This is a genomic window from Cytobacillus sp. IB215316, from assembly GCF_033963865.1.
GTDB classification, from domain to species: domain Bacteria; phylum Bacillota; class Bacilli; order Bacillales; family SM2101; genus Nanhaiella; species Nanhaiella sioensis.
In genome coordinates, this window is the sequence record NZ_JAXBMC010000016.1 from 47,274 (window position 1) to 69,106 (window position 21,833).

General features: G+C 36.5%; 19 protein-coding genes. 17 read left to right on the forward strand and 2 right to left on the reverse strand.

Features of this window, described 5'->3' with window-relative positions; genetic code table 11:
• The first annotated feature begins 17 nt into the window (after positions 1 to 17).
• The 6 genes from SLH48_RS18935 to SLH48_RS18960 all read left to right on the forward strand — a co-directional run bounded on the left by SLH48_RS18935 (position 18) and on the right by SLH48_RS18960 (position 4,053).
• Positions 18 to 425 carry an alpha/beta hydrolase gene (locus tag SLH48_RS18935; protein WP_320259421.1) on the forward strand — a complete coding sequence of 136 codons (408 nt, stop codon included), beginning with the start codon at positions 18 to 20 and terminating at the stop codon, positions 423 to 425.
• 124 nt (positions 426 to 549) lie between these two features.
• On the forward strand, positions 550 to 978 hold the full coding sequence (locus tag SLH48_RS18940) for a hypothetical protein (protein WP_320259422.1): 429 nt from the start codon (positions 550 to 552) through the stop codon (positions 976 to 978).
• A 77-nt stretch (positions 979 to 1,055) separates the two neighbouring features.
• Positions 1,056 to 1,259, forward strand: coding sequence for a tautomerase family protein (locus SLH48_RS18945; RefSeq protein ID WP_214483971.1), 204 nt, complete (start codon positions 1,056 to 1,058; stop codon positions 1,257 to 1,259).
• A gap of 460 nt (positions 1,260 to 1,719) precedes the next feature.
• Positions 1,720 to 2,061, forward strand: a complete 342-nt coding sequence (locus tag SLH48_RS18950) for a PadR family transcriptional regulator (protein ID WP_214483972.1) — start codon at positions 1,720 to 1,722, stop codon at positions 2,059 to 2,061.
• Entirely contained in the window at positions 2,058 to 2,570 is a 513-nt protein-coding gene (locus tag SLH48_RS18955) for a hypothetical protein (RefSeq protein ID WP_320259423.1), read from the forward strand. The genes SLH48_RS18950 and SLH48_RS18955 overlap by 4 nt, the downstream gene beginning before the upstream one ends.
• A 4-nt stretch (positions 2,571 to 2,574) precedes the next feature.
• Positions 2,575 to 4,053, forward strand: coding sequence for a serine hydrolase domain-containing protein (locus tag SLH48_RS18960; protein ID WP_320259424.1), 1,479 nt, complete (start codon positions 2,575 to 2,577; stop codon positions 4,051 to 4,053).
• Positions 4,054 to 4,182: 129 nt separating this feature from the next.
• On the opposite strand, the gene SLH48_RS18965 is transcribed toward SLH48_RS18960, so the two are convergent.
• Entirely contained in the window at positions 4,183 to 5,163 is a 981-nt protein-coding gene (locus tag SLH48_RS18965) for an alpha/beta hydrolase family protein (protein ID WP_320259425.1), read from the reverse strand.
• A 588-nt stretch (positions 5,164 to 5,751) separates the two neighbouring features.
• Here SLH48_RS18965 and SLH48_RS18970 point away from each other — a divergent pair.
• Complete coding sequence (locus SLH48_RS18970; protein WP_320259426.1) at positions 5,752 to 6,789, forward strand: serine hydrolase; 1,038 nt, start codon at positions 5,752 to 5,754, stop codon at positions 6,787 to 6,789.
• Between the two features lie 114 nt (positions 6,790 to 6,903).
• On the opposite strand, the gene SLH48_RS18975 is transcribed toward SLH48_RS18970, so the two are convergent.
• Complete coding sequence (locus SLH48_RS18975; RefSeq protein WP_413785443.1) at positions 6,904 to 6,987, reverse strand: hypothetical protein; 84 nt, start codon at positions 6,985 to 6,987, stop codon at positions 6,904 to 6,906.
• A 112-nt stretch (positions 6,988 to 7,099) separates the two neighbouring features.
• Here SLH48_RS18975 and SLH48_RS18980 point away from each other — a divergent pair, with 112 nt between their 5' ends.
• The 10 genes from SLH48_RS18980 to SLH48_RS19025 all read left to right on the forward strand — a co-directional run bounded on the left by SLH48_RS18980 (position 7,100) and on the right by SLH48_RS19025 (position 21,530).
• The gene (locus SLH48_RS18980) at positions 7,100 to 7,708 is read left to right on the forward strand and encodes a pyroglutamyl-peptidase I (RefSeq protein ID WP_320259427.1); all 609 of its coding nucleotides are present in this window, start codon (positions 7,100 to 7,102) and stop codon (positions 7,706 to 7,708) included.
• A gap of 175 nt (positions 7,709 to 7,883) precedes the next feature.
• Positions 7,884 to 8,612 carry a 5-oxoprolinase subunit PxpB gene (pxpB, locus tag SLH48_RS18985; protein ID WP_320259428.1) on the forward strand — a complete coding sequence of 243 codons (729 nt, stop codon included), beginning with the start codon at positions 7,884 to 7,886 and terminating at the stop codon, positions 8,610 to 8,612.
• Between the two features lie 38 nt (positions 8,613 to 8,650).
• Entirely contained in the window at positions 8,651 to 9,412 is a 762-nt protein-coding gene (locus tag SLH48_RS18990) for a 5-oxoprolinase subunit PxpA (protein ID WP_320259443.1), read from the forward strand.
• A gap of 3 nt (positions 9,413 to 9,415) precedes the next feature.
• Positions 9,416 to 10,423, forward strand: a complete 1,008-nt coding sequence (locus tag SLH48_RS18995) for a biotin-dependent carboxyltransferase family protein (RefSeq protein WP_320259429.1) — start codon at positions 9,416 to 9,418, stop codon at positions 10,421 to 10,423.
• Positions 10,424 to 10,490: 67 nt separating this feature from the next.
• Positions 10,491 to 10,928: a hypothetical protein gene (locus tag SLH48_RS19000; RefSeq protein ID WP_320259430.1), complete on the forward strand. Its 438-nt coding sequence runs from the start codon at positions 10,491 to 10,493 to the stop codon at positions 10,926 to 10,928.
• Between the two features lie 740 nt (positions 10,929 to 11,668).
• Positions 11,669 to 12,583: a diacylglycerol kinase gene (locus tag SLH48_RS19005; protein ID WP_320259431.1), complete on the forward strand. Its 915-nt coding sequence runs from the start codon at positions 11,669 to 11,671 to the stop codon at positions 12,581 to 12,583.
• 235 nt (positions 12,584 to 12,818) lie between these two features.
• A complete protein-coding gene (rlmD, locus tag SLH48_RS19010; RefSeq protein ID WP_320259444.1) occupies positions 12,819 to 14,192 on the forward strand; it encodes a 23S rRNA (uracil(1939)-C(5))-methyltransferase RlmD in 1,374 nt (457 codons plus the stop codon).
• 216 nt (positions 14,193 to 14,408) lie between these two features.
• A complete protein-coding gene (locus SLH48_RS19015) occupies positions 14,409 to 14,585 on the forward strand; it encodes a DNA-binding protein (protein ID WP_320259432.1) in 177 nt (58 codons plus the stop codon).
• A gap of 516 nt (positions 14,586 to 15,101) precedes the next feature.
• Positions 15,102 to 18,431 carry a type I restriction-modification system subunit M gene (locus SLH48_RS19020; protein WP_320259433.1) on the forward strand — a complete coding sequence of 1,110 codons (3,330 nt, stop codon included), beginning with the start codon at positions 15,102 to 15,104 and terminating at the stop codon, positions 18,429 to 18,431.
• A gap of 15 nt (positions 18,432 to 18,446) precedes the next feature.
• The gene (locus SLH48_RS19025; RefSeq protein WP_320259434.1) at positions 18,447 to 21,530 is read left to right on the forward strand and encodes a type I restriction endonuclease subunit R, EcoR124 family; all 3,084 of its coding nucleotides are present in this window, start codon (positions 18,447 to 18,449) and stop codon (positions 21,528 to 21,530) included.
• Positions 21,531 to 21,833: the final 303 nt, after the last annotated feature.

Consider the following 21,833-nt stretch of genomic DNA (forward strand, 5'->3'; position numbering starts at 1 on the left):
CACCTGTGCTTGGGTCATTGCTTTTACATACGTTATTAAAGTCACCAATAGGAAAAGGTTTAGCTCATATTACGGTTACTGAGACGTTTAAACCTGAACGTGTGCCTGAAGGCTATAAAGAAGAATTTTATACTTTAGCATTCCGCCCAGTTAATTTTAGAGCTAATCGGAAAGATGTACTTACGTTTCCAATCACATCAAAGAAGATAAGTGAAAAATATAAAGAGATCAAAGCGCCACTCCTCATAATGGTAGGGGGAAATGATCCATTTCGTTCTACAAGAGAACAAGGGCAGCGGTTAATGAAAGATATTCCACACGCACAATATAAGCTTATTCCAAATGCAGGTCATATGATACCAGATATACATCCAAAGCTAGTTTTACATCATATTAGCACTTTTTTTACTGAAATAAATATATAACACAACCTAATACAATAGAATATGCGCGCATAAAATAGCAAACATTTGGTATTTTATGTTAATCTAGTAATGATTAATACTTAGATTGTCGGTAGTGTAAGAGCATGACGTGAAGGAGGGTGAAATGAAGTTTAACCATGTTTGTAAACTTGTATTAATATTTTCTTTCACACACATGTTACTATTACCAAGCAGCTCTTTTGCAACTGAGTGGGCGTATGAATTTGTCGTATGGAAAGGTTATTCGTATGAAGTGCTTGATGAAGCTGTGACGAATGTAAGTAGGAAAATAGGTAAAGTAACTAGATATTCAGATATGGAATCTTACTCAGGTAATTTTTCGAATGCTTATAAGGAAGGTACGAAATATTACGCTATTCAAGGTATAAGTACAGATGAAGCCATTGCAGTGCAAGTTGAAGATGGGGTTTATAAAAAAGCTGTTAGAAGAGGGGAACATAAGGGTGTTTCATCGCCAGCTTTATTTATTATAGGAGCTTTTGTACTCCTTATCATTGGTGCATTCTATGTTGAAAAGAAGTTGAAGAAATGAAAAATTGTTATTGAATGATATAAAATTGTCACCTGCTTACATGGGGTGCGGTTAATAGAATTTATGGGGGTGAAGAAATGCCTTATATTAATCTTCAAATAACAAAAGGTGCAAGTCGAGAACAAAAAGAGCAAATCGTTAAAGATTTTACAGAAACTCTCGGTCGTGTATTAGGAAAAAAGCCCGAGCACACTCATATTGTTATACAAGAAATTGAAGATGAAAACTGGGGATTTGCTGGTGTTTTAACGGACGAATATCGCAAAAACACTTCACAGTAATCATTTCAATAGGCTGTTTTCGTATTAATTACTTTTGCTTTTCCTAATTAAAAGCTAATCATGAATATTTAGGGGGATCTTTTCACCTCTAAAGTACATCAATTAATCAAATGTAAGGGAAAAAGAAACAAAATTTACGAAAATAGCCTTTCAATAAAATGTTATAACTTCTTGTCCTTATATCTAGATCCAGTAATAACAAATATAATAAGTTCATTTGCAAAGCTGATCCTGTTACAAAATAGGAGTCAGCTTTTTTATTTGGTTGTTTTATTATTTGATTATTGTTGTTAGTAGGTTTGTTTGACTCGGTAGGAATCGTGTAAGCATTACTTAACGGTGTTATTTTAGTGCAGTTTGTACAAGGTAATATTACTATCTACACCATTATTTCCAAAAAAAGTACATTTTTTTATTTTATATACTTGAAAGAAGTATATGTATGTGTTAAATTTATTTCATGAATAGAATAAGTTTAATAAAAGGTCATTTAGAAATGTGTGTACTGTCGATTTTGTCAAAGAAAAAAAGCTATGGGTATGAAATTATGAAGGAGTTAGAACAACACAATTTAAAATTGAAAGGAGTAGGCAGTATTTACCCAATATTGACGAAGTTAAAAGATCAAGAATGGGTAGATACTTATCGTGAAATGACAGATAGTGGTAAAGTTCGTGTGTATTATGAAATTAACGATCAAGGAGAATTGTATCTTCAAAAGAAAATTGATGAATGGTTAGAGTTACAGAGTGATATTAAATCTTTACTAAATAGTGGATTAAAGGGAGAGGATTTTGAATGAAAATGGAATTAAGCATTGCAGAACAACAATATGTAAACAAAGTGCTTGATGAGTTAAAAAGGTACCAAATAAGCTCAAAAGAAAGAAGTCGTATTAAAGAGCAGCTTCTGGAACATATACAAGAAGCTCGTGAGCATGGTGATGATGCGATTAGTGAATTAGGAGATCCTGCTACATTTATTACTGATTTTTTGGAAGTCAACGGTATAGATTCAGCTGCTGGACTTAAACAAATACAACAAAGTAAACCAAAGAAAGGTATGTTATTTCCAATAGGAGTGCTTACCCTCATCGTAACCTATCTTTGTACACAGTTCATATTTTCTATGTCATTAACTAGAGCATTTGATCCAACATACTCGAATGATACGTTTAACTATAATATTTTATACCAGATCTCAGATAATACATGGTGGAATGCTATGCTAATGGTTTTTAGTCTTGCAATTTCCTTGTTAGTGTCATTACTAGTAGTGGTTTATTTACGTAAAGTAAGATATAAGAGGTGAAGATATGAACGTAAGAAAAAGTATAGGTAAAGTTATACTGGTATCCTTATTACTTCATCTGTTTTTCTTCAATCAACAAGAACCTCGAGCTTTCGCAGAAGAAGACTTGAAGAATACGATCGGAAAATATGTAGAGTCTTACTTAGAGGAGCAACGAATACCAGGTGCTTCAATTGCAATTGTTAAAGATAAAGAACTATTTTTTTCGCAAGGCTGGGGGGTGACTGGAGAATCTGAGGAGGAGGTTACGACTCGAACTCCGTTTACTGTTGGATCAATTAGTAAATCCTTAACGGGCTTAGCGGTTATGAAATTAATTGAAGAAGGTACCGTTCAACTAGACGATCCTATTCAAATGTATCTTCCTTGGTTTTCCCTTAAAGATAAAGAAGCAGCATCTAAAATAACGATCGAGCAATTACTTACTCAAACGAGTGGTATAAGTACATACTCTGGCTTATTATTATCAGACCAAGGTTCTCAAGGTTTCAATGCGATTAAGAACAATGTGGAAAGTCTCTCAGACACTAAGTTAACAGCTACACCAGGAGAAAAACATCAATATAGTAATGCTAACTACTTAATTCTTGGTGCCCTTATAGAGGAAGTAACGAATCAAACATATAGTGAGTATATGGAAGAGCAAGTATTTTCGCCGTTAGGTATGAATAATGCTGCAGCAGATAATGATACAGCATATGAAAGAGGGTATTTAGCTGGGTACCAGTCATGGTTTGGAATTCCACGAAAAAGTTCAGTAACATATGATAATGGTGGAGCACCCTATGGGTACATCACGGCTAGTGCAGATGATATGGTTCAATTCATACATTTTCTCAGTCAACAAGATGGAAATTCATTGCTAAATGAAAAATATATGAACCTTTATTTAACTCCTCATGTTCAAACAGGTGATAATCGATTCTATGGTTTAGGTATTAGAATTTCAAACCCATATTCTGAGGATAAAATAGTATGGCATTCAGGTTCTACGCCTGATTCGCACTCTGAAGTATTTTATCTTCCTGAATCAAAGTGGGGTGGTGTCATTCTCACTAATAAAAATCATGCTTTAGAAGAAATGGCACTTGTAAACCTTAAACAAGGAATTTTAAACATTTTACATGGTGATGAACCAGTTGAAATATCGAAGTTCAATCCTATCGCTCAGTTAATTATATTAGGAATAGTTGTTCTATTAATTATGTTGTTTGTTTACCGTTTAATTACCGTTAAATCAGTAAAAGTTCGACGAAGAAAAGGGTGGAGCATCATTGGTATGTTGCTATTAGTATTAGCATTTGCCATCAAGCCGGTATTTAGTTTTAGCGTTGGATCACCTTGGCATTCAATTAAAGTATTCGGTCCGGACGTTGCGATCCTTACTAATTTAATGATGATTCTTCTAGCATTGAACGGCATATTATCAATCTACATTTCTTTAAAATATAAAAAGTCGAAGGAACATGTAATAGCAGCATAGTTTTATCGATCAGAAGCTACGTCTTCCAGTCTCTCAAGTCATTTCGTCAAAGGGAACAGTGCCTTGAAACGAAATGACTCTTAGGCATGTCGGAGAAGACCATAGTGCTTACGCTTTTCATACAGTCATTTATTTTAAAATAAACTGAACTAATTTTGTGCTTAGTTCTTCGTCAAGAGGCAAATTTGCATTTGTATATGTTGCAAGATTTCCTGTTCTATCAGGAGGAGCTTGTTTTAATATATGATTCATTCCTTCTATAATAAATAATTCAGCTTGAGGGTTTGCTTCTTTAAGCAGATGTGCTTCTTTTTCAGTTACTTGTATATCGTTTGTCCCATTTACAATTAATAGGGGTATGTTGAGTGAACTAATAATATCTACTGGATTATATGTAAACCAAGAAATTAAATAAGGTTGCACAGAAGGCCTAAATAAAACATTTAATTCTTGAGAAACATCTGTTACTTGTTTTCCTTGCTTAAGTTGATTCAGAATATTTTTCGTTTCGTCCATTAATTTTGGCGGTAATTGTCCATCAAGTTGTTCGAGCAAGAGCTTATCGGCCGACTGCCCTACACCAGCTAAAGAAATAAATTTATCAACCGCCACTTCTTGTGCAGCTATCATTCCAATTAATGAACCTTCACTATGTCCAATGATATTTACTGAAGCAAATCGGCTATCTTTTTGTATATAATGAACAATTGCTACAACATCATTTACGTATGATTCGATTGTTAAGTCTTCTTCCTTGTTAAAGAGGTCTGTATTATCTCCTACACCTCGTTTGTCATAGCGCAGAGTTGCAATACCACGTTCATTCAAGGTATCAGAGAGCATTTTTAGACTATTGTTCTTACCGTTTGCCCCGACTGTATTCCCATCTTTGTCTGTAGGACCAGAGCCCGCAATAATAATAGCAATAGGTAGAGAATCCGTTCCCTCTGGTATGTCGAGAACAGCTGTTAAAGTACCATTTTCAACTGGAATTGAAAGTGTGTTTTTCTCTATTGTCCCGTTTTTTAGCTGTTCTTCAGATTGATTGGAACAGGCTATAATTAATAAGGACATGATTAACAAAATCCCTTCAGTCAGTGTTTTCTTCATTGTAAATCACCTCTTAATGTAAGACTGTTTTCCCGTTAGAACATATATGTATACAGAACTGGGTGCGTGTCTTCTATTATTCTATATAAACAATGACAGCCGTATAAACCTCCATCTTACTGCTTTCATTTTATTGCCTTTTTTCACTTATTATGAATAACTAAAAATCCAATTTTATAGCCTGTAGAGAAGATAAGAAGCTGAACGTGAGTAGCCCTTATGTTGAAAAGCAACAATTAAAACAAAAACAGCCATGAGTCATTACTTGTTGAACATAGGTGAGAAAAAAATTGGAGTGAAGGTCTGATTGTTTTTATACTTTGACATATCTTATCCATGTTGTAGTTGAGATCTCCTTCTCACAACAAATGATACGAGGCAAGATAGTGTAAAAAATGACTATTATTATTCTAGGTATATTTTTATCTTGTGTGATAAATATATAATAGATTATGAATTGTGTAGAAAATTATTCCTTGTTAATTGAAGAGTAACTAGATTGAGTAAATTAATTATCTATCTTATAGGTAGAGAGTATCGATAATACGATGAATATAAAAATAACAAGTAATGAAAGGGACGATAGTTATGCAAATTAAAAGAACAGACATCAATTCAGTGATATCAAAAGTTGTTAAAGAAACAACGTTTTCTGGAGTCATTTTACTAAAGGATGACAAGAATAATATTTTTGAAGAAAGTCATGGCTACGCAAATAGATCAGAAGAGATTGCTAACACAATAAAAACACGCTTTGGAATTGCCTCTGGCTGTAAATTATTCACTTCTATTGCTATTTGTCAGTTAGTAGAGAAGGGATTATTATCATTCAATACAAGGCTCGATGAGTGTTTAGAATTTGAATTCCCACACTTTGATGAAGCAGTAACGATTCATCACCTGTTAACCCATACTTCAGGTATCCCTGACTATTATAACGAGGAAGTTATTGAAGATTATGAAGACCTGTGGAAAGATAGACCAATGTATGTGATGAACACTTTAAGAAGCTTTCTGCCAATGTTCCAAAACGAGAAAATGTTGTTCACACCTGGCGAGAGATTTCATTATAATAATACCGGATTTATCTTGTTAGGACTCATTGTAGAGCAACAAACAGGTTTAAGTTTTACAGAGTATGTCGAACAGCATATTTTTATGCCATGCGGTATGAGAGAGTCAGGTTATTTTTCACTTGACAGACTACCTAAAAACACAGCTATTGGCTATATAGATAACGATGAAGAGGGTACATGGAGGACAAATACTTACGCTATTCCTATAAAAGGTGGTGCTGATGGTGGTGCATTTATAACTGCCCCTGATATGATGAAATTTTGGAATGGGCTATTTAGTTATGAATTATTAAGTGAAAGGTGTACTAACGAATTGTTAACTCCACATACTCATGAAGATGGTGATGACTACTATGGGTATGGTATATGGATTAAGAAAAAGAATAGTAGAATTTATAAATATCATGTAATGGGGTACGATCCAGGCTTATCATTTCACTCATCTTTTTACCCTGATAGTGGTGTGACGATGGTCATCACTTCAAATGATGAAAAGGGAGGCCCATATAAAATAACTAGAACGCTAGAAGAGCATGTATTGGATGTTTGATAGGTTACAAAATTGCAGGAAATACTATTGTTAATCTCAGACGAAGTAGCAGCTAAAGTCAAGCACTGTTCTTTAGCTGCTTTAACTTTGTTAGCAATTTACTAGACATGCATTTTATTTACTCCAACGAAAGGTAATCCCTCCCCATCCAAGACCCGCGCCGCAACCAACTAGTACGATTAAATCTCCATCATTAATGTTTCCTTTCTTTCATTTTATATGGAGCAATCATGTTACAAGTTTTCCAGGTCGTAAATTATTATTAAAGTAGTTTGTAGCATGCTATACTTCTATTAGGAGGGTTACTACTATGAAAAAACTACTATTAACAGGATTTGTTCCGTTTTTAGATAATCCTATTAATCCAACTGAAGACATTGTGAAAAAATTAGATAAAACGACTATCGGAAATTATGAAGTGTTTGGTCGTGTGCTACCAGTGGAATTTGCAAAGTCAGGTAAAGAAATAATAAAGCTATATGAGGACATTGAACCTGACGCTGTTATTTCGTTAGGATTAGCGGCTGGCAATAACCGAATAACACCAGAAAGAATTGCAATTAACTGTAATGATGGTGCTGTTGACAATACGGGTGCAGCTATGAAAGACCAGCTGATAAATATTGAAGGGCCTGATGGTGTTTTTTCAACATTACCAATTCGACGTTTTGTAGATGCTTTACAAGAGGAAGGACTCCCTGCAGAAATCTCTAATTCTGCTGGCACTTATTTATGTAACAATGTGATGTATACTATGCTTACATATTTGCACCAGCATAATAAACCAGTTCCGTCAGGGTTCGTCCATATTCCAGCTTCCCATGAGCTTGCCTTGAAAAATAGGAAGCTACCAAGTTGGTCTAGTGAAGATTTAATAAAGGCAGTTACAACGATGATTGGTGTGTTAGATGAAGCGTAATTAACCAAAGGTTGTTTACAATCACCATTTAATTAGTAGTGAGTATTTAGCAAATAAACTGTATACTCGCTACTATTTTAGTTGTATAGAATTATGGTTGAAAAAATGTGTGGGGTCACGTCGAACATTTATCATTATTAACCTCTCACAATGACAAAAATATAGGGTGATCGATTTGAAGCCATTTGCATTTTATCCTATTGGTGATTCAGGAATAAAGATTCAATTAAGCGATGATATCTCGTTACATACTAATAAGAATATTCATCAAGTCTGTAAGGTGTTAGAGGAGAGAAAGGTAGATGGAATCGTAGAGATTGTGCCATCCTACCATTGCTTTTACGTATACTATAACCCACTGAAACTGAAAATAATTCATATTGTCGATTCAGTAGAGCATGCCTTTCACCAGCTTGGAGCTCAAGGTGAGGAGCAGAATGAGGTCGTTTTAGTCCCAACTTTATATGGTGGGGAATATGGCATAGATCTCACTCGAGTGGCGCAAGAAAATGGTGTTTCAGAAAGTGAAGTTATTCAAATACACTCCAGTATAGATTATTTTATATACATGATGGGTTTTTTACCTGGATTTCCTTATTTAGGCGGAGTTGAAGAGGCAATTGCTACACCTCGTCTTACAAATCCTAGAACAAAGGTTGCTGCTGGTTCTGTTGGAATTGCTGACCGTCAAACAGGGATTTATCCAGTTGATTCGCCAGGTGGCTGGAACATCGTTGGGAGGACGCCTTTACCACTTTTTAATGCTGACTCTGCAAAGCCGTTTCTTTTTCATGCTGGACAGTATATTCGCTTTACACCTATTTCAGAGGATGAGTTTTACTTTATTCAGGAACAGGTGAATAACGATACGTACGTAGTGAAGGTAGTAAAAAAGTATAACTAAAAGAGCTATGACCATAGGGATAAAGAGGTGACTTTATGTTGAAAAGCATTGACTTAAACTGTGATTTAGGAGAGAGCTTTGGTGCATATACGATCGGGCAAGATGAGGCTGTCCTTGAGTATGTGACATCTGCAAATATTGCTTGTGGATTCCACGCTGGGGACCATAACGTCATGGCCAAAACAGTAAAACTTGCAAAGGAAAAAAATGTAGCTATCGGTGCTCACCCAGGGCTTCCAGATTTAATTGGCTTCGGTAGGAGAGAAATGAAAGTGTCTCCGGAAGATGTATATCATTTTGTTATCTATCAACTAGGAGCCTTACAAGCATTTTGCACAGTTCATAATGTAGACATGCAGCATGTGAAGCCACACGGAGCACTGTACAATATGGCTGTAAAAGATAGACAAATTGCCGCTGCTATAGCTAAGGCCGTTAAAGATGTAGATCCACAGCTCATCCTTTTTGGTTTAGCAAACAGTAAGCTTATCGAGGCCGGCCATGAACTGGGATTAACAACAGCATCTGAAGTATTTGCTGATCGGACATATCAACAAGATGGAACATTAACACCTCGCAGTGAACATAATGCACTCATTCATGATGACAATGTAGCAGTCAATCAAATAATTGGTATCGTTCAAGAAAAAACTGTAACGGCTATAACAGGAGAAAATATACATTTACATGCTGACACAGTTTGCGTTCACGGGGATGGTCCACAAGCGTTGATGTTCGTAAAGAAACTGTATAAAACATTAACAGACAAAGGATTTTCAATTAATAAAGTAGGTGGCTAGTATATGGGTAAGCCAATATTTTTTGTGAAAAAGAAGGGGTTATTTACAACATACCAAGATTTAGGTCGATATGGCTACCAAAAATATGGGGTGCCTGTTTCTGGTGCAATGGATCAATTGGCATTAAAGGTCGGTAACTTATTAGTTGGAAATTCCATACGTGAAGCGGGAATTGAAATTACGATGCTTGGGCCACTATTAATTGCAGAAAATAAATGTCTCATAGCAATCACCGGCGCTCATTTAGGAGCAAAAATAAACGGCAAGCCAGCACCATTGTGGAAAGCATTTTTGTTGAACAAAGGTGATGAACTCTCATTCTCTGGTCCGCAGAAAGGTATGCGTGCTTATATTACTGTAGCTGGTGGCTTTGATGTGCGTACAGTAATGGGAAGTAAATCAACTTATGAAAAGGCTGATATTGGGCAAGCAATCGATGATGGAGATATTATAAAATGTAATAATTCATATGAAGAGCACACGAAATCAAAACTACATCAAAACGGTAATGTCATACGAAATCATTGGCTTGCAACACATACTGTCCCTACATACGGAAAACATATTGTTGCTCGCATCATTAGTAGCCCTCATAGGGAACAATTCACGAGCACAAGTTTAAAAACATTCGCTCAAACTACGTATACAGTTAAACAAGCTGATCGCATGGGCTATCGCTTAACATCACCTTCACCCATTGAACATAACATCGGTGCGGACATCATCTCTGAACCAATACCAGTAGGCACAATCCAAATACCCGCAAGCGGTCAACCTATTATTTTAATGTCCGACAGACAAACGATTGGTGGTTATACAACGATAGGAACGGTCATCACTGCTGACATACCAAAAATCGGACAGCTCCCATCAGGTGGCACGATTCGATTTCAAGTTGTTACTGTAGATGTTGCACATATGCTAATAAAAGAAGAACGCACGATGCTTGCTCAAATCGCTTTAGGTGTTACTGGGTGTGGGGCACAAGCGTTAGCGCTTATAAATGAATGAGCGAGATATAACGTAAATGTATTTGGTGCAGGTCTATTGAACTTGAGAGTGTGAGCGAATGAAATAGTTGGACAGTAAAACTATTAATTTGGATAGTAAAACACCAAAGTTGGATAGAAACCTAACTAGTTTGGATAGTAAAACACCGAAGTTGGATAGTAAACAAGCCAGCTTGGATAGTAAAATACTAAAGTTGGATAGAAAACAAGCCAGCTTGGATAGTAAAATACTAAAGTTGGATAGAAAACTGGCTAGTTTGGACAGTAAAACACCGAAGTTGGCTAGAAAACGAGCTAGTTTGGACAGTAAAGCACCGAAATTGGCTAGAAACCCAGCTAGTTTGGGCAGTAAAGCACCGAAGTTGGCTAGAAACCTAGCTAGTTTGGACAGTAAAGCACCGAAGTTGGATAGAAAACTGGCTAGTTTGGACAGTAAAACACCGAAATTGGCTAGTAAACTAGCTGAAACGAACATAAAGCTACAAAATGTTATTGAAATTGTCTAAATTTCAGTAAGCTGAAAAAAACAATCAAGGTTCGATTGCTGTTTTCCAATTAAATCGTCTCCATTTATTTCAATTTTACAAACTTTACATGTGTAGCATGTTAAGTTGACACAAGGTCGCCTGAGTAAGGAACATTTTACTCTTCTGAAGGCGTTGGTTTTCAACTGCTCGTTCCCTATCTTTTCCTCACCCATTAACATCTCTGCAAGTGGATTAATTATCAGTGAACAATTGTATATCTCGATCAACAACTTTAAGAGGCTTTTTTTGAATGTGTATTTTTTTGTAGGGATTTTAATCAATTTAGGTGAAAATATAGTAGCAAAAGCAAATGTGCTTTTATATTTCGAAAATCTTTATTTGGTTTTCTTATGTTAAATGTTATTGCAGCGAATATTTCTTCTCGGTAATAATCCCTGTAACTTTTTACTTAACTGTATGAGAGAAAATTCAACTTAAAAATAGTATTTTCAAGTGTCACCGAATGTTCAAATACAGTTGTCGTATCTAATAATTTTTGTATTCTATGTAGAAAGAAATAATCTTCTTGTATGAACTGCTAAAGACAATCATACATATAAAAATATATAGAATTATTTAAGATAAAATTGATTATTTTGTACAAAATGTATAGTGCATAATGGTTTACAAATTCTTTGCATCAAAACAATCTTTGAGCTATGATGTTAAATGATGGAATGGAAACGCAAAGAGACATAATAATAAATAGGATGATGGGTATGAAAAGAGCGCGAATTATATATAATCCAACATCAGGACGCGAAGCATTTAAGAAGCATTTACCTGAAGTACTTCAGCGGCTTGAACAAGCTGGTTATGAAACCTCATGTCATGCTACAACTGGTGAAGGTGATGCAACAAAGGCTGCACAAATTGCTGTAAAGAGACGTTATAACCTTGTAATAGCAGCTGGTGGAGATGGAACGATTAACGAGGTTGTGAATGGAATTGCGGAACAGCAATACCGTCCTAAATTAGGGATTATACCAGTAGGAACAACGAATGATTTTGCGAGAGCAATCGGTGTACCTCGGTCAATTAATGCAGCTTGTGATATTCTCGTCGAAGGTGAACCGGTACCAATCGATTTAGGTAGAGTTAATAAGCAATATTTTATTAATATTGCAGGTGGTGGCCGCCTAACTGAATTAACGTATGAAGTACCTAGTAAGTTAAAAACGATTCTAGGACAGCTAGCATATTATTTAAAAGGGATTGAAATGCTACCTTCAATTCGTCCTACTGAAGTGGAAATTGAGTATGATGGGAAGTTATTTGAAGGAGAAATCATGCTTTTTTTAGTAGCAAACACAAACTCTGTAGGTGGCTTTGAAAAACTAGCTCCAAAATCAACATTGAACGACGGCATGTTTGATTTGCTCATTTTGAAAAAAACAAACCTTGCAGACTTTATTCGTATTGCTACATATGCGCTAAGAGGAGAGCATATTCGTGACCCGAAAGTGATTTATGCAAAAGCTAATCGCATTAAAGTGCAAACACATGATAAAATGCAATTGAACCTTGATGGGGAGTACGGTGGCTTAATGCCAGGTGAATTTGTAAATCTTTATCAGCATATAGAAGTATTTGTATCGAAAGATAAAGCCGCGAAAATGAAAAAAAAGTCATAGACTGTGTTTCGGTTGAGAGGGATGACACAATCGTTTTCAAGTAGGAACATAGCTCAGCATATTCATTTGTAGAAGTTGTAGCGGAAGCTGCTAGCTAATGTTTCTACATGGTAAGTTATTGATAGGCCGTCATAAGCGGTCTATTTTTGATGGTCATGAATAACCTTCAGGTGCTCAGCACATGCAATTTATGTTACAATCGTTTCAGTATTTTATTGAAAAGGAAGTAGTCATGATGACAAAGGAAATAGCACCTATAGCAAAAAATGAGTTTGTGACGGTAACGTTTGAAGACCTTACTCATGATGGAGCAGGGGTCGCAAAAATTGATGGGTTTCCATTGTTCGTTCCACAGGCATTACCTGGTGAAACGGCTAAAATAAAAGTAATAAAAATAAAAAAAGGCTATGGTTTTGGGCGCTTAATCGAAATAATTGAACCGAGCCAACACCGAATAGAGCCAATCTGCCCGATATATAAACAATGTGGTGGTTGCCAATTGCAGCATATGAGCTATGAAGGGCAGCTTTCAGCTAAGCATAAGCAAGTAACAGACGTTTTAACTCGTATCGGACATATAGAAAATGTGACAGTGCACCCAGTCATCGGTATGAACGATCCATGGCGCTATCGAAATAAAGCACAGGTTCCAGTTGGAGAACGTGAAGGAGGACTTGTCGCAGGATTCTACCAGCAAAGATCTCATGAAATTATCAATATGGAGTCTTGTGACATTCAGCACGAGCAAAATGATTTTGTCGTGCAAAAAGTTAAGTCCATTTGTGAAAAATATGGCGTTCGTGCGTATGATGAGAAAAAGCATCGTGGTACACTACGTCATATTATGGCTAGGTACGGTCAAGTTACAAAAGAAGCTATGATCGTACTCATCACCAAAACGGCGGACATCCCTCAAAGGAAAAAGATAATAAAAGAAATCGTGGAAAGCATTCCGAACGTAAAATCTATCGTTCAAACCGTCAACACAAAACGGACGAATGTTATCTTTGGTGATGATACGTCGGTTCTTTGGGGAAATGAATATATTTATGATTATATCGGCAACATCAAATTTGCCATATCTGCACGATCATTTTTTCAAGTAAACCCAGAACAAACAAAAGTACTATATAACAAGGCGCTAGAATATGCAGAGCTTACTGGTGAAGAAACAGTCATCGATGCATACTGTGGCATCGGTACGATCTCCTTATTTTTAGCACAAAAAGCTAAACAAGTATACGGAGTTGAAATCGTACCAGAAGCAATTGAAGATGCAAATAGAAATGCACAGTTGAACGACATATCAAATGCCGAATTTGCAGTAGGAAAAGCCGAAGAAGTCATTCCAGCATGGTATGAACAAGGCATACACGCAGACGTCATGGTGGTAGACCCACCACGTAAAGGCTGTGATGAAGAACTACTAAAAACAATTATCGATATGAAGCCTAAACGAGTCGTTTATGTGTCATGTAACCCGGCAACGTTGGCAAGAGACTTACGAGTGCTTGAAGCAGAGGGATATGAGACGAAGGAAGTACAGCCTGTTGATATGTTTCCGCATACGGGGCACGTGGAGTGCGTGGTGTTGATAGAGTTAAAATAGCTTGGTATCAATAGGTTTAGCGTTTTTTAACTAAATATAGAAATGTGTTTTATGTTCCCTCGGACTAATGGTTCGGGGGATTTTTTGACCCCCGGGGTCTTACTTTTACACAAAACGGTTTTACGATAAGTTATGGATGAAATTGTTAAAAATTGCATTGAATTTATTCGTAGTTAGGAATATTATTGTTGTATATGGTTGAAAGGAGGCATTTTTTTGGATTATATGTCAGCTAAAGAAGCCGGTTTAAAATGGGGGATATCTAAAAGAAGAGTTCAGATTCTTTGTGCAGAAGATAGAATTAATGGTGCATCCAAAGTTGGAATGGTATGGATAATACCCCAAAATGCTGAAAAACCGGAAGATGAAAGATTGAAGATAAATAGCAATTAATAGAAAAAATTAAGGGAGATTTGGATGGTAAATAAAGAGAGGAACCTTTCGAGCTAAGGCAAAATTATGATGATTAAAAAAGAGGTTTTATTTTCCAGAGTCTTGATTACATACAAGTTTTGTTATTTACAAGTTATTTAACAAAATTAATAAAAAAGTGGGAAATATCAAGAATTCCACGTGCTAATAAATCCGGCATGCCAATTACGATCAAGAGTCTCTAAAATAAATATTGGTGATCAGATTGAAACAACAGGATCAAACCATTCGTGATTTCGACGAACAGGAACAGAAAACGTTTATTGCAGATGGGATGAAAACCTTATTTCCGAAATGGTGGTAGGTGTGACTTGCTGGAAGGTCAAATGATACGGTGGTTCCACCTTAAACATGATGTAGATGATGGTAAAATCATTGGTACTCAAAATCTATGATATCTCCCTTTGGCAGGATAAATGACGTACTGTGTTAACATGGTCTAGATGAAAAAATATAAATAGCAATGGAGGATACGCAGTGATTACATCAGAAGAAATTAAACGTAGATTATGGGACGGGGCAAATGAACTACGTGGTTCAATGGATGCCAGTCGTTACAAGGATTATATGCTTGGATTGATGTTCTATAAGTTTTTGAGTGATAAGACTCTAGAAACATTCAAAGTGACCAGTGGTTTAGGGCGAATGACTGAATTTGAATTGGTTGAGGAATACAAAAGAGCAAAAGTAGAATACGGCGAACAGCTGGATAAAATGATACAAAATGTACTCGGTTATTACATTTTGCCTGAGTATCTCTATCAGACTTGGTTAAAAGATATCAATTCTGGAAATTTTGAAGTTCAAAACGTAACGGATAGCTTGAATAACTTCGAGCGTACGATTGCCGTTTCCGGTGATTCAGTTGACTTTCAAGGATTGTTCTCAAGTTCAACGCTTGATTTAACTGATACTGCTTTAGGTAGTAACTTAAACGAACGTAGCAAGAATATTAAGGCATTGATATTACTGTTTGCAGACTTGAACATGGTGGCATTGCAAAAAGGCGATGTTCTGGGAGATGCCTATGAATATCTTATCGGGCAGTTTGCAATGGAGTCAGGGAAAAAGGCTGGGGAATTCTACACTCCACGACAAGTAAGTGAAGTAATGGCACAGATCGTAGCGAAAAAATCCAACATCAGGTCAATCTATGACCCCACTGTCGGTTCTGGGTCACTACTTTTAACAGTTAAGAAACATTTAGGTGAGGATGTTCAGAAGAACTTGAGTTATTACGGACAAGAAAAGAATACTGCAACCTATAACTTAACTCGTATGAATTTATTGCTTCATGGTGTTCGTCCCGAAAAGATGACCATTAAAAACGGCGATACACTTTCACAAGACTGGCCAGAGGATCCAGAACGTCCAAATGAAGGCGTGCAGTTTGATGCGGTCGTTATGAACCCACCCTACTCTGCAAAAAATTGGAACAAAGCAGGATTAAAAGTCAGTGATCCTCGTTTTGAAGTTGCTGGTGTATTACCACCACACTCTAAAGGGGATTTTGCTTTCCTTTTACATGGGCTATTCCACTTAGGACAAAATGGGACAATGGCGATTGTGTTGCCCCACGGGGTACTGTTCCGTGGTTCAGCTGAAGGTGAAATTCGTGAACGTTTGCTTGAGAAAAACCACATTGATACCATCATTGGCTTACCGAGTAACTTATTTACTAATACGGGAATTCCAGTAGCCGTAATGATTTTGAAGAAGAATCGTAAAATTGATGAACCTGTACTAATCATTGATGCTTCCCATGACTTTATCAAAGTAGGGAAGCAAAATGTTTTACAAGAAAAGGATATCGCAAAAATTGTTGATACATATGTTGAACGAAAGGAAGAAAATGGTTATAGCTGTCTGGCAACGCGTGAAGATGTTCTAGAAAATCAATACAATATGAATATCCCTCGATATATTGCAGCAGTAGACAAAGAAATCCCCCAAGACGTAGATGCCCATCAATTTGGTGGAATTCCTCAAAAGAACATCGATGATTTGAAGATTTTACAGTCTACTGTACCGGATATTTTGGAACAATCTTTGAAAGAACTACGTGGCGGTTATGTTGAACTTTTGAAACCGGTTGATGAAATTTCTAGGGGTGTATTGAGCGATTCCCGTGTTGTTGAAAAATCAAATGAAGTCGAAAGTAAAGTGAAATCTTATATTGAAAAGTATTTCGACATATTACGATATGTAGACAAAAGTAGTAATTTGACACAAAAGATGGATGAAATGCTCGTTGAAATAAAGGGGATTTTGTCAGCGTTCGACTATATTGATGTGTATGACGGGTATCAGATTGTAGCTGAAATTTGGAAGAATACTTTGATGCATGATTCGGAAATCATTGCGTTAAGTGATTTCTATTCTGCTGCACGCACCCTAGAACCGAATATGGTAACGAAGGGGCAAGGGGATAAAAAAAGAGAAGAGCAAGATGGGTGGAAAGGAAAAATTTTACCAATTGAATTAGTTCAAAAAGAATTGTTTTTTGAAGACTTACAGGAGATTTCAGAACTTGAAAATCAAATAGAAACCATTAATAACAGGTTGATAGAAATACGTGAATCATTGTCTGAAGAAGATGGGGAGTTTGATGTCTTAAATGAGAAAAATGATGGTTTTACAGAGAGAAATGTTAAAGCGGAGCTAGATCAAACCTACCAATTAGTGACTTCAGAAGAAATTAAGTCATTGGAAATTTACCTGGATTTTCTTAATAGAGAGCCAAAACCTAAAAAACAGGAAAAATTAGATTTTATGTCTAACCATCCAGAAATTGATTGGATGCAGATTGAAACAAACAAAGATGGTACGGTTGGTAAAGGTAAGGTGGTACCACGTATAAAAGCATTAAAAGAATCGTTCGAATTTGAAGTGGATACCTTCGAATCTAAATTGGTGGAAGTAATGCAACGTTTGCAAGAAGCAAAACAAGTAAAAGAAGACTTGAAAAGGAAAAATGAAGCCCTCGAAGTGAAAACGTATGAGATTTATCCGAAATTAAAGACTGAACAGATTGACAGTTTAATTTATGAAAAATGGTTCGCAACTATGCTTGATTCTTTAGTAAGCTTGGTAGAGAAATCGTTAAAAAAAGAATTGAATACGCTACAAATGTTGCATAATCGTTATGCTGATACTTTGTCATCAATTGATGAGGAAAGTAGCTGTTTAGAAAACGCATTTGAAGCTTTGATGAGTGAACGGAGATTTGCAGGATATACTCACGATTGGGAACAGCGAAAGGTTGGGGAGTTAGCTGATATTGTACGGGGTGCAAGCCCCCGACCTATTCAAGATCCGAAATGGTTTGATGCTAAATCTGATGTTGGATGGTTAAGAATTGCAGATGTAACTGAGCAAAACGGACGTATTCATCATCTAAAACAACGTATATCAAAAGCAGGGCAAGAAAAAACTCGTGTATTAACTGAACCACATTTATTATTGAGTATCGCCGCAACTGTTGGTAAACCTGTTGTGAACTATGTTAAGACCGGTGTACACGATGGATTTTTGATCTTCAAAGATCCAAAATTTGACCGTGAATTCATGTTCCAGTGGTTGGAGATGTTCCGTCCGAAATGGCAAAAATATGGCCAGCCTGGTAGTCAAGTTAACTTGAATTCTGATTTAGTGAAAAATCAGGATATTTTGTTACCAAGTAAAGAAGAACAGGAGAAAATAGGTGCCTTCTTTGCACAACTCGACGACCTCATCACCCTTCATCAGCGTAAGTTGGAAAAACTACAAAATATAAAAAAAGCATACTTAAATGAGATGTTTATATAGGGGGGAGCGTAAGTTATGAGCAATGCACCAAAAAGTGCAGCAGAGAAAACTTTTCAAGAGAATTTTGTCAAAGAACTACAAAAATACAAATGGGAAGCCCCCGACTTTTTAAATGGGAATATAAAAAAAGTAACTGTTACTGACTTGGTTACTCACTGGCGTAGTGAACTCAACCGTATCAATGCTGACCAGCTTGAAGGCGTGGAATTGACAGATAATGAGTTCAAACAAGTTATGGCAAAAGTTAATCAAATCAGAAACAGCTACGAAGCAGCCAAGGTATTAGCCATTGAAGAATCCAAAGGCAAGATTGATGGCATTTATCGTGATGATAATCCAGAAGTTAAGAGAAAACAAATTACGTTGACGATCTTCAAAAAAGCGGAAGTGCGTGGTGGGGACTCAAGCTATAGGATTGCTAGAGAAGTGCAGACACCAAATAGCAATCGTTTTGATCTTGTTCTACTGATTAATGGCTTGCCTTTAATCAATATCGAGCAAAAACGCACGGACAAAACGCTAGACGAGGCATTTGGACAGTTTATGCGCTACTATCGTGACGGCGAGTATAGTAATAACTTCATGGCTTTTTCGCAGATGATGGTCATCGCTTCTGAAATTGCCACTCGATATTTCGCTACTCCAAAAACAGCAGGCGATTTTAACCCTAGTTTTGTCTTTCATTGGGCGGATAAATACAATAAACCGATTAACAACTGGGAAAAAGTAGTGAGTAATTTTCTGATGATTCCAATGGCGCATCAAATGGTGGGAGATTACTTGGTGATTGACGAAGCTAAGGACGAAGAAAATAGGCGACATATGCTGATGCGTCCATATCAAGTTCACGCTTTACAAGCGGTTGAAGGGGCAGCATTTGGTTGGGACAATGATGAAAAAGTTCCTCATGGAGGTTTTGTTTGGCACACGACTGGTTCTGGGAAAACAATTACGAGCTTCAAGACTGCTTTGTTTTTATCGACTAGAGCAGGATTTGATAAAGTTATTTTCCTTGTTGATAGACGTGAGCTAGACAATCGTACAAGTGAAAACTTCAAAGCATACGCTGCTTATGAGTCTGTTTCCGTTGATGACACGAAATACACATACCAGCTAAAAAAGGTACTCAAGTCAGTGAAAAACGGAATTGTGATTACGACAACATTCAAACTGAATTCTTTGGTTAAGGAACTGGAAGAAGCTCACGATGCTAGTTTAGCAGATAAGAAAATCATTTTTATCATCGATGAAGCACATCGAACGACAATGGGGCAGATGATGGGAACCATTAAGAGGTATTTCAAGAAAAATGGACTCTTCTTTGGCTTTACTGGAACACCTTTATTTGATGAAAATAAGATCAAAGGAAAGGTAAATGAAAAAAGTGAAGTCATCAATACCACTGAAAAACTATTTGGGCCTAAGTTACATCAATACACTATTGATGAGGCGATTGCGGATAAAAACGTACTAGGTTTTCACGTTGATTATATCAACACTGGAGAATTCAAGAGTTATGATGATTTAAGAGAGCAACTGGCTGAGATAATTAAGGAAGAACACCCTGATTTGACTGAAAGAGAAATTGAGCGACAAGTTCAAGAAATGTCAGAAGCTGATGTTGAAAAGCAAGCTAAAAAACGAGGACTCCTTGTATACCAAGATGAAACACATATCCCACGTGTAGTTGAAGAAATTTTGAGTAACTGGGAATCACAATCACAAGGTAGAGAATTTAATGCTATTTTGACAGTTGCCTATAAAAATCGTGTTATTGCATATTACAATGAGTTTAAGAAACAACTGACAGACCGTGGAGAAATGTTAAATGTGGCAATGACGTTTAGTTTCGGTAACGAAAATGATCCTACTCCACTAGACCCTAAAATTGTCAAGGGCATGTTTAAGGACTATGCTGAATTTACTGGTATTCAGTTTGTTGCTGGTGATAAAAAACACGGCGAAGATGCTTACTTTGAAGATGTCGTGGAGCGTGCCACCCGAGGTGGTAGCGGACGAAATCCTAAGAATATAGACCTCGTGATAGTGGCAGATCAACTGCTGACAGGTTATGACTCTAAGCGACTTAATACGCTCTATGTTGACCGTTCACTTGAACTTCAAGGTTTGATTCAAGCCTATTCACGAACAAATCGTGTGTTTGGCTCAAGCAAAGAGTTTGGAACAATTATCAACTTTCAATACCCACGGCTTACCGAGCAAATTGTGGATCAAGCTTTGAAACTCTATGGAAGCGGTGGTAAGAGTAGTAAGGCAATTGTTGATACATATGAAACTGCTGTAAAGAAATTAGCAATAAAAATTACTGATATGACTCCAACTTTGCCTGACCCTACTGAATGGCAGACAATTAAAAACAATGAAGAGAAAAAAGAAGAATTCGTCCTTGCTTTTAAAGATGCGGCTGAGCAGTTGAATTTGGTCGAACAATACTATGAGTTTAAGTGGAATGATAATACTTTTGGTATTGATGAGCATACTTGGTTGCAGTATGTCGGTGCGTTTAAAAATTTAACTTGGAAGCCAGGAACTCCACCTTCGCCAACACCAGTTAATACGCTTGTCGGAAAAACTAAGTTAGCGGGAACACAAGTAATCGATGCGAAGCATATTCTCAAATTAATTGGTTCAAAAGTTACTACACCGAATGGCGTGCAAACGGTGGATAGTGAAACACAACGTATTATTTATGAACAAATTCAAGAGTTGAGTAACATGGGGGAATATGAGCAAGCACAGTTATTGAGGGAATTTGTGGATACTGAGCTTGTGCCTGGTAACTTATCAAGTGGTCTAGACTTTGATGAAGCATTTGAAAATTGGAAAGCAAGTAAGCTACAGAATGCAGTTATTGATTTTTCTAAGGAGTGGGGGATAGATAGTGATTTACTTGGAAAATCAGTGAATTCGTATTCTATTTCACAGCCTGATGTTGTTCCTTACATCAATGAGCTCATTAGTAGTGTTGATTTTAGTAAAGCAACCAATCAAACGGCTGGTAACTTATTAAGGCATAATATGACACTTACTACTAAACTTCCAAAGTGGTTTGCTGAAATCAAGCAGAAATATAGTTAAAGTGCTGAATCAATCAAAAAATTTAAAATATGACTAAAAGTATATTAATTGTTTGCCCGCTAAGTTGATCAAATGACAGCTTGGCGGGCCTTTTTGAGTTGTCTGATACTCATTAAAACTCTAATTAACCTATTCGGTCACACCATATAGTAATCCGTAACGACCATTGTTCACATCTTTCGTAAAATGTATTAGGTTAGCTTCACTATAATCTAATTGAGGAATTTCATTTTCAATGATAATAATTTGTCCATTATGTTGGTTTTCTAACAAATTGGACTTGAGTCAATATCTTGGACACAA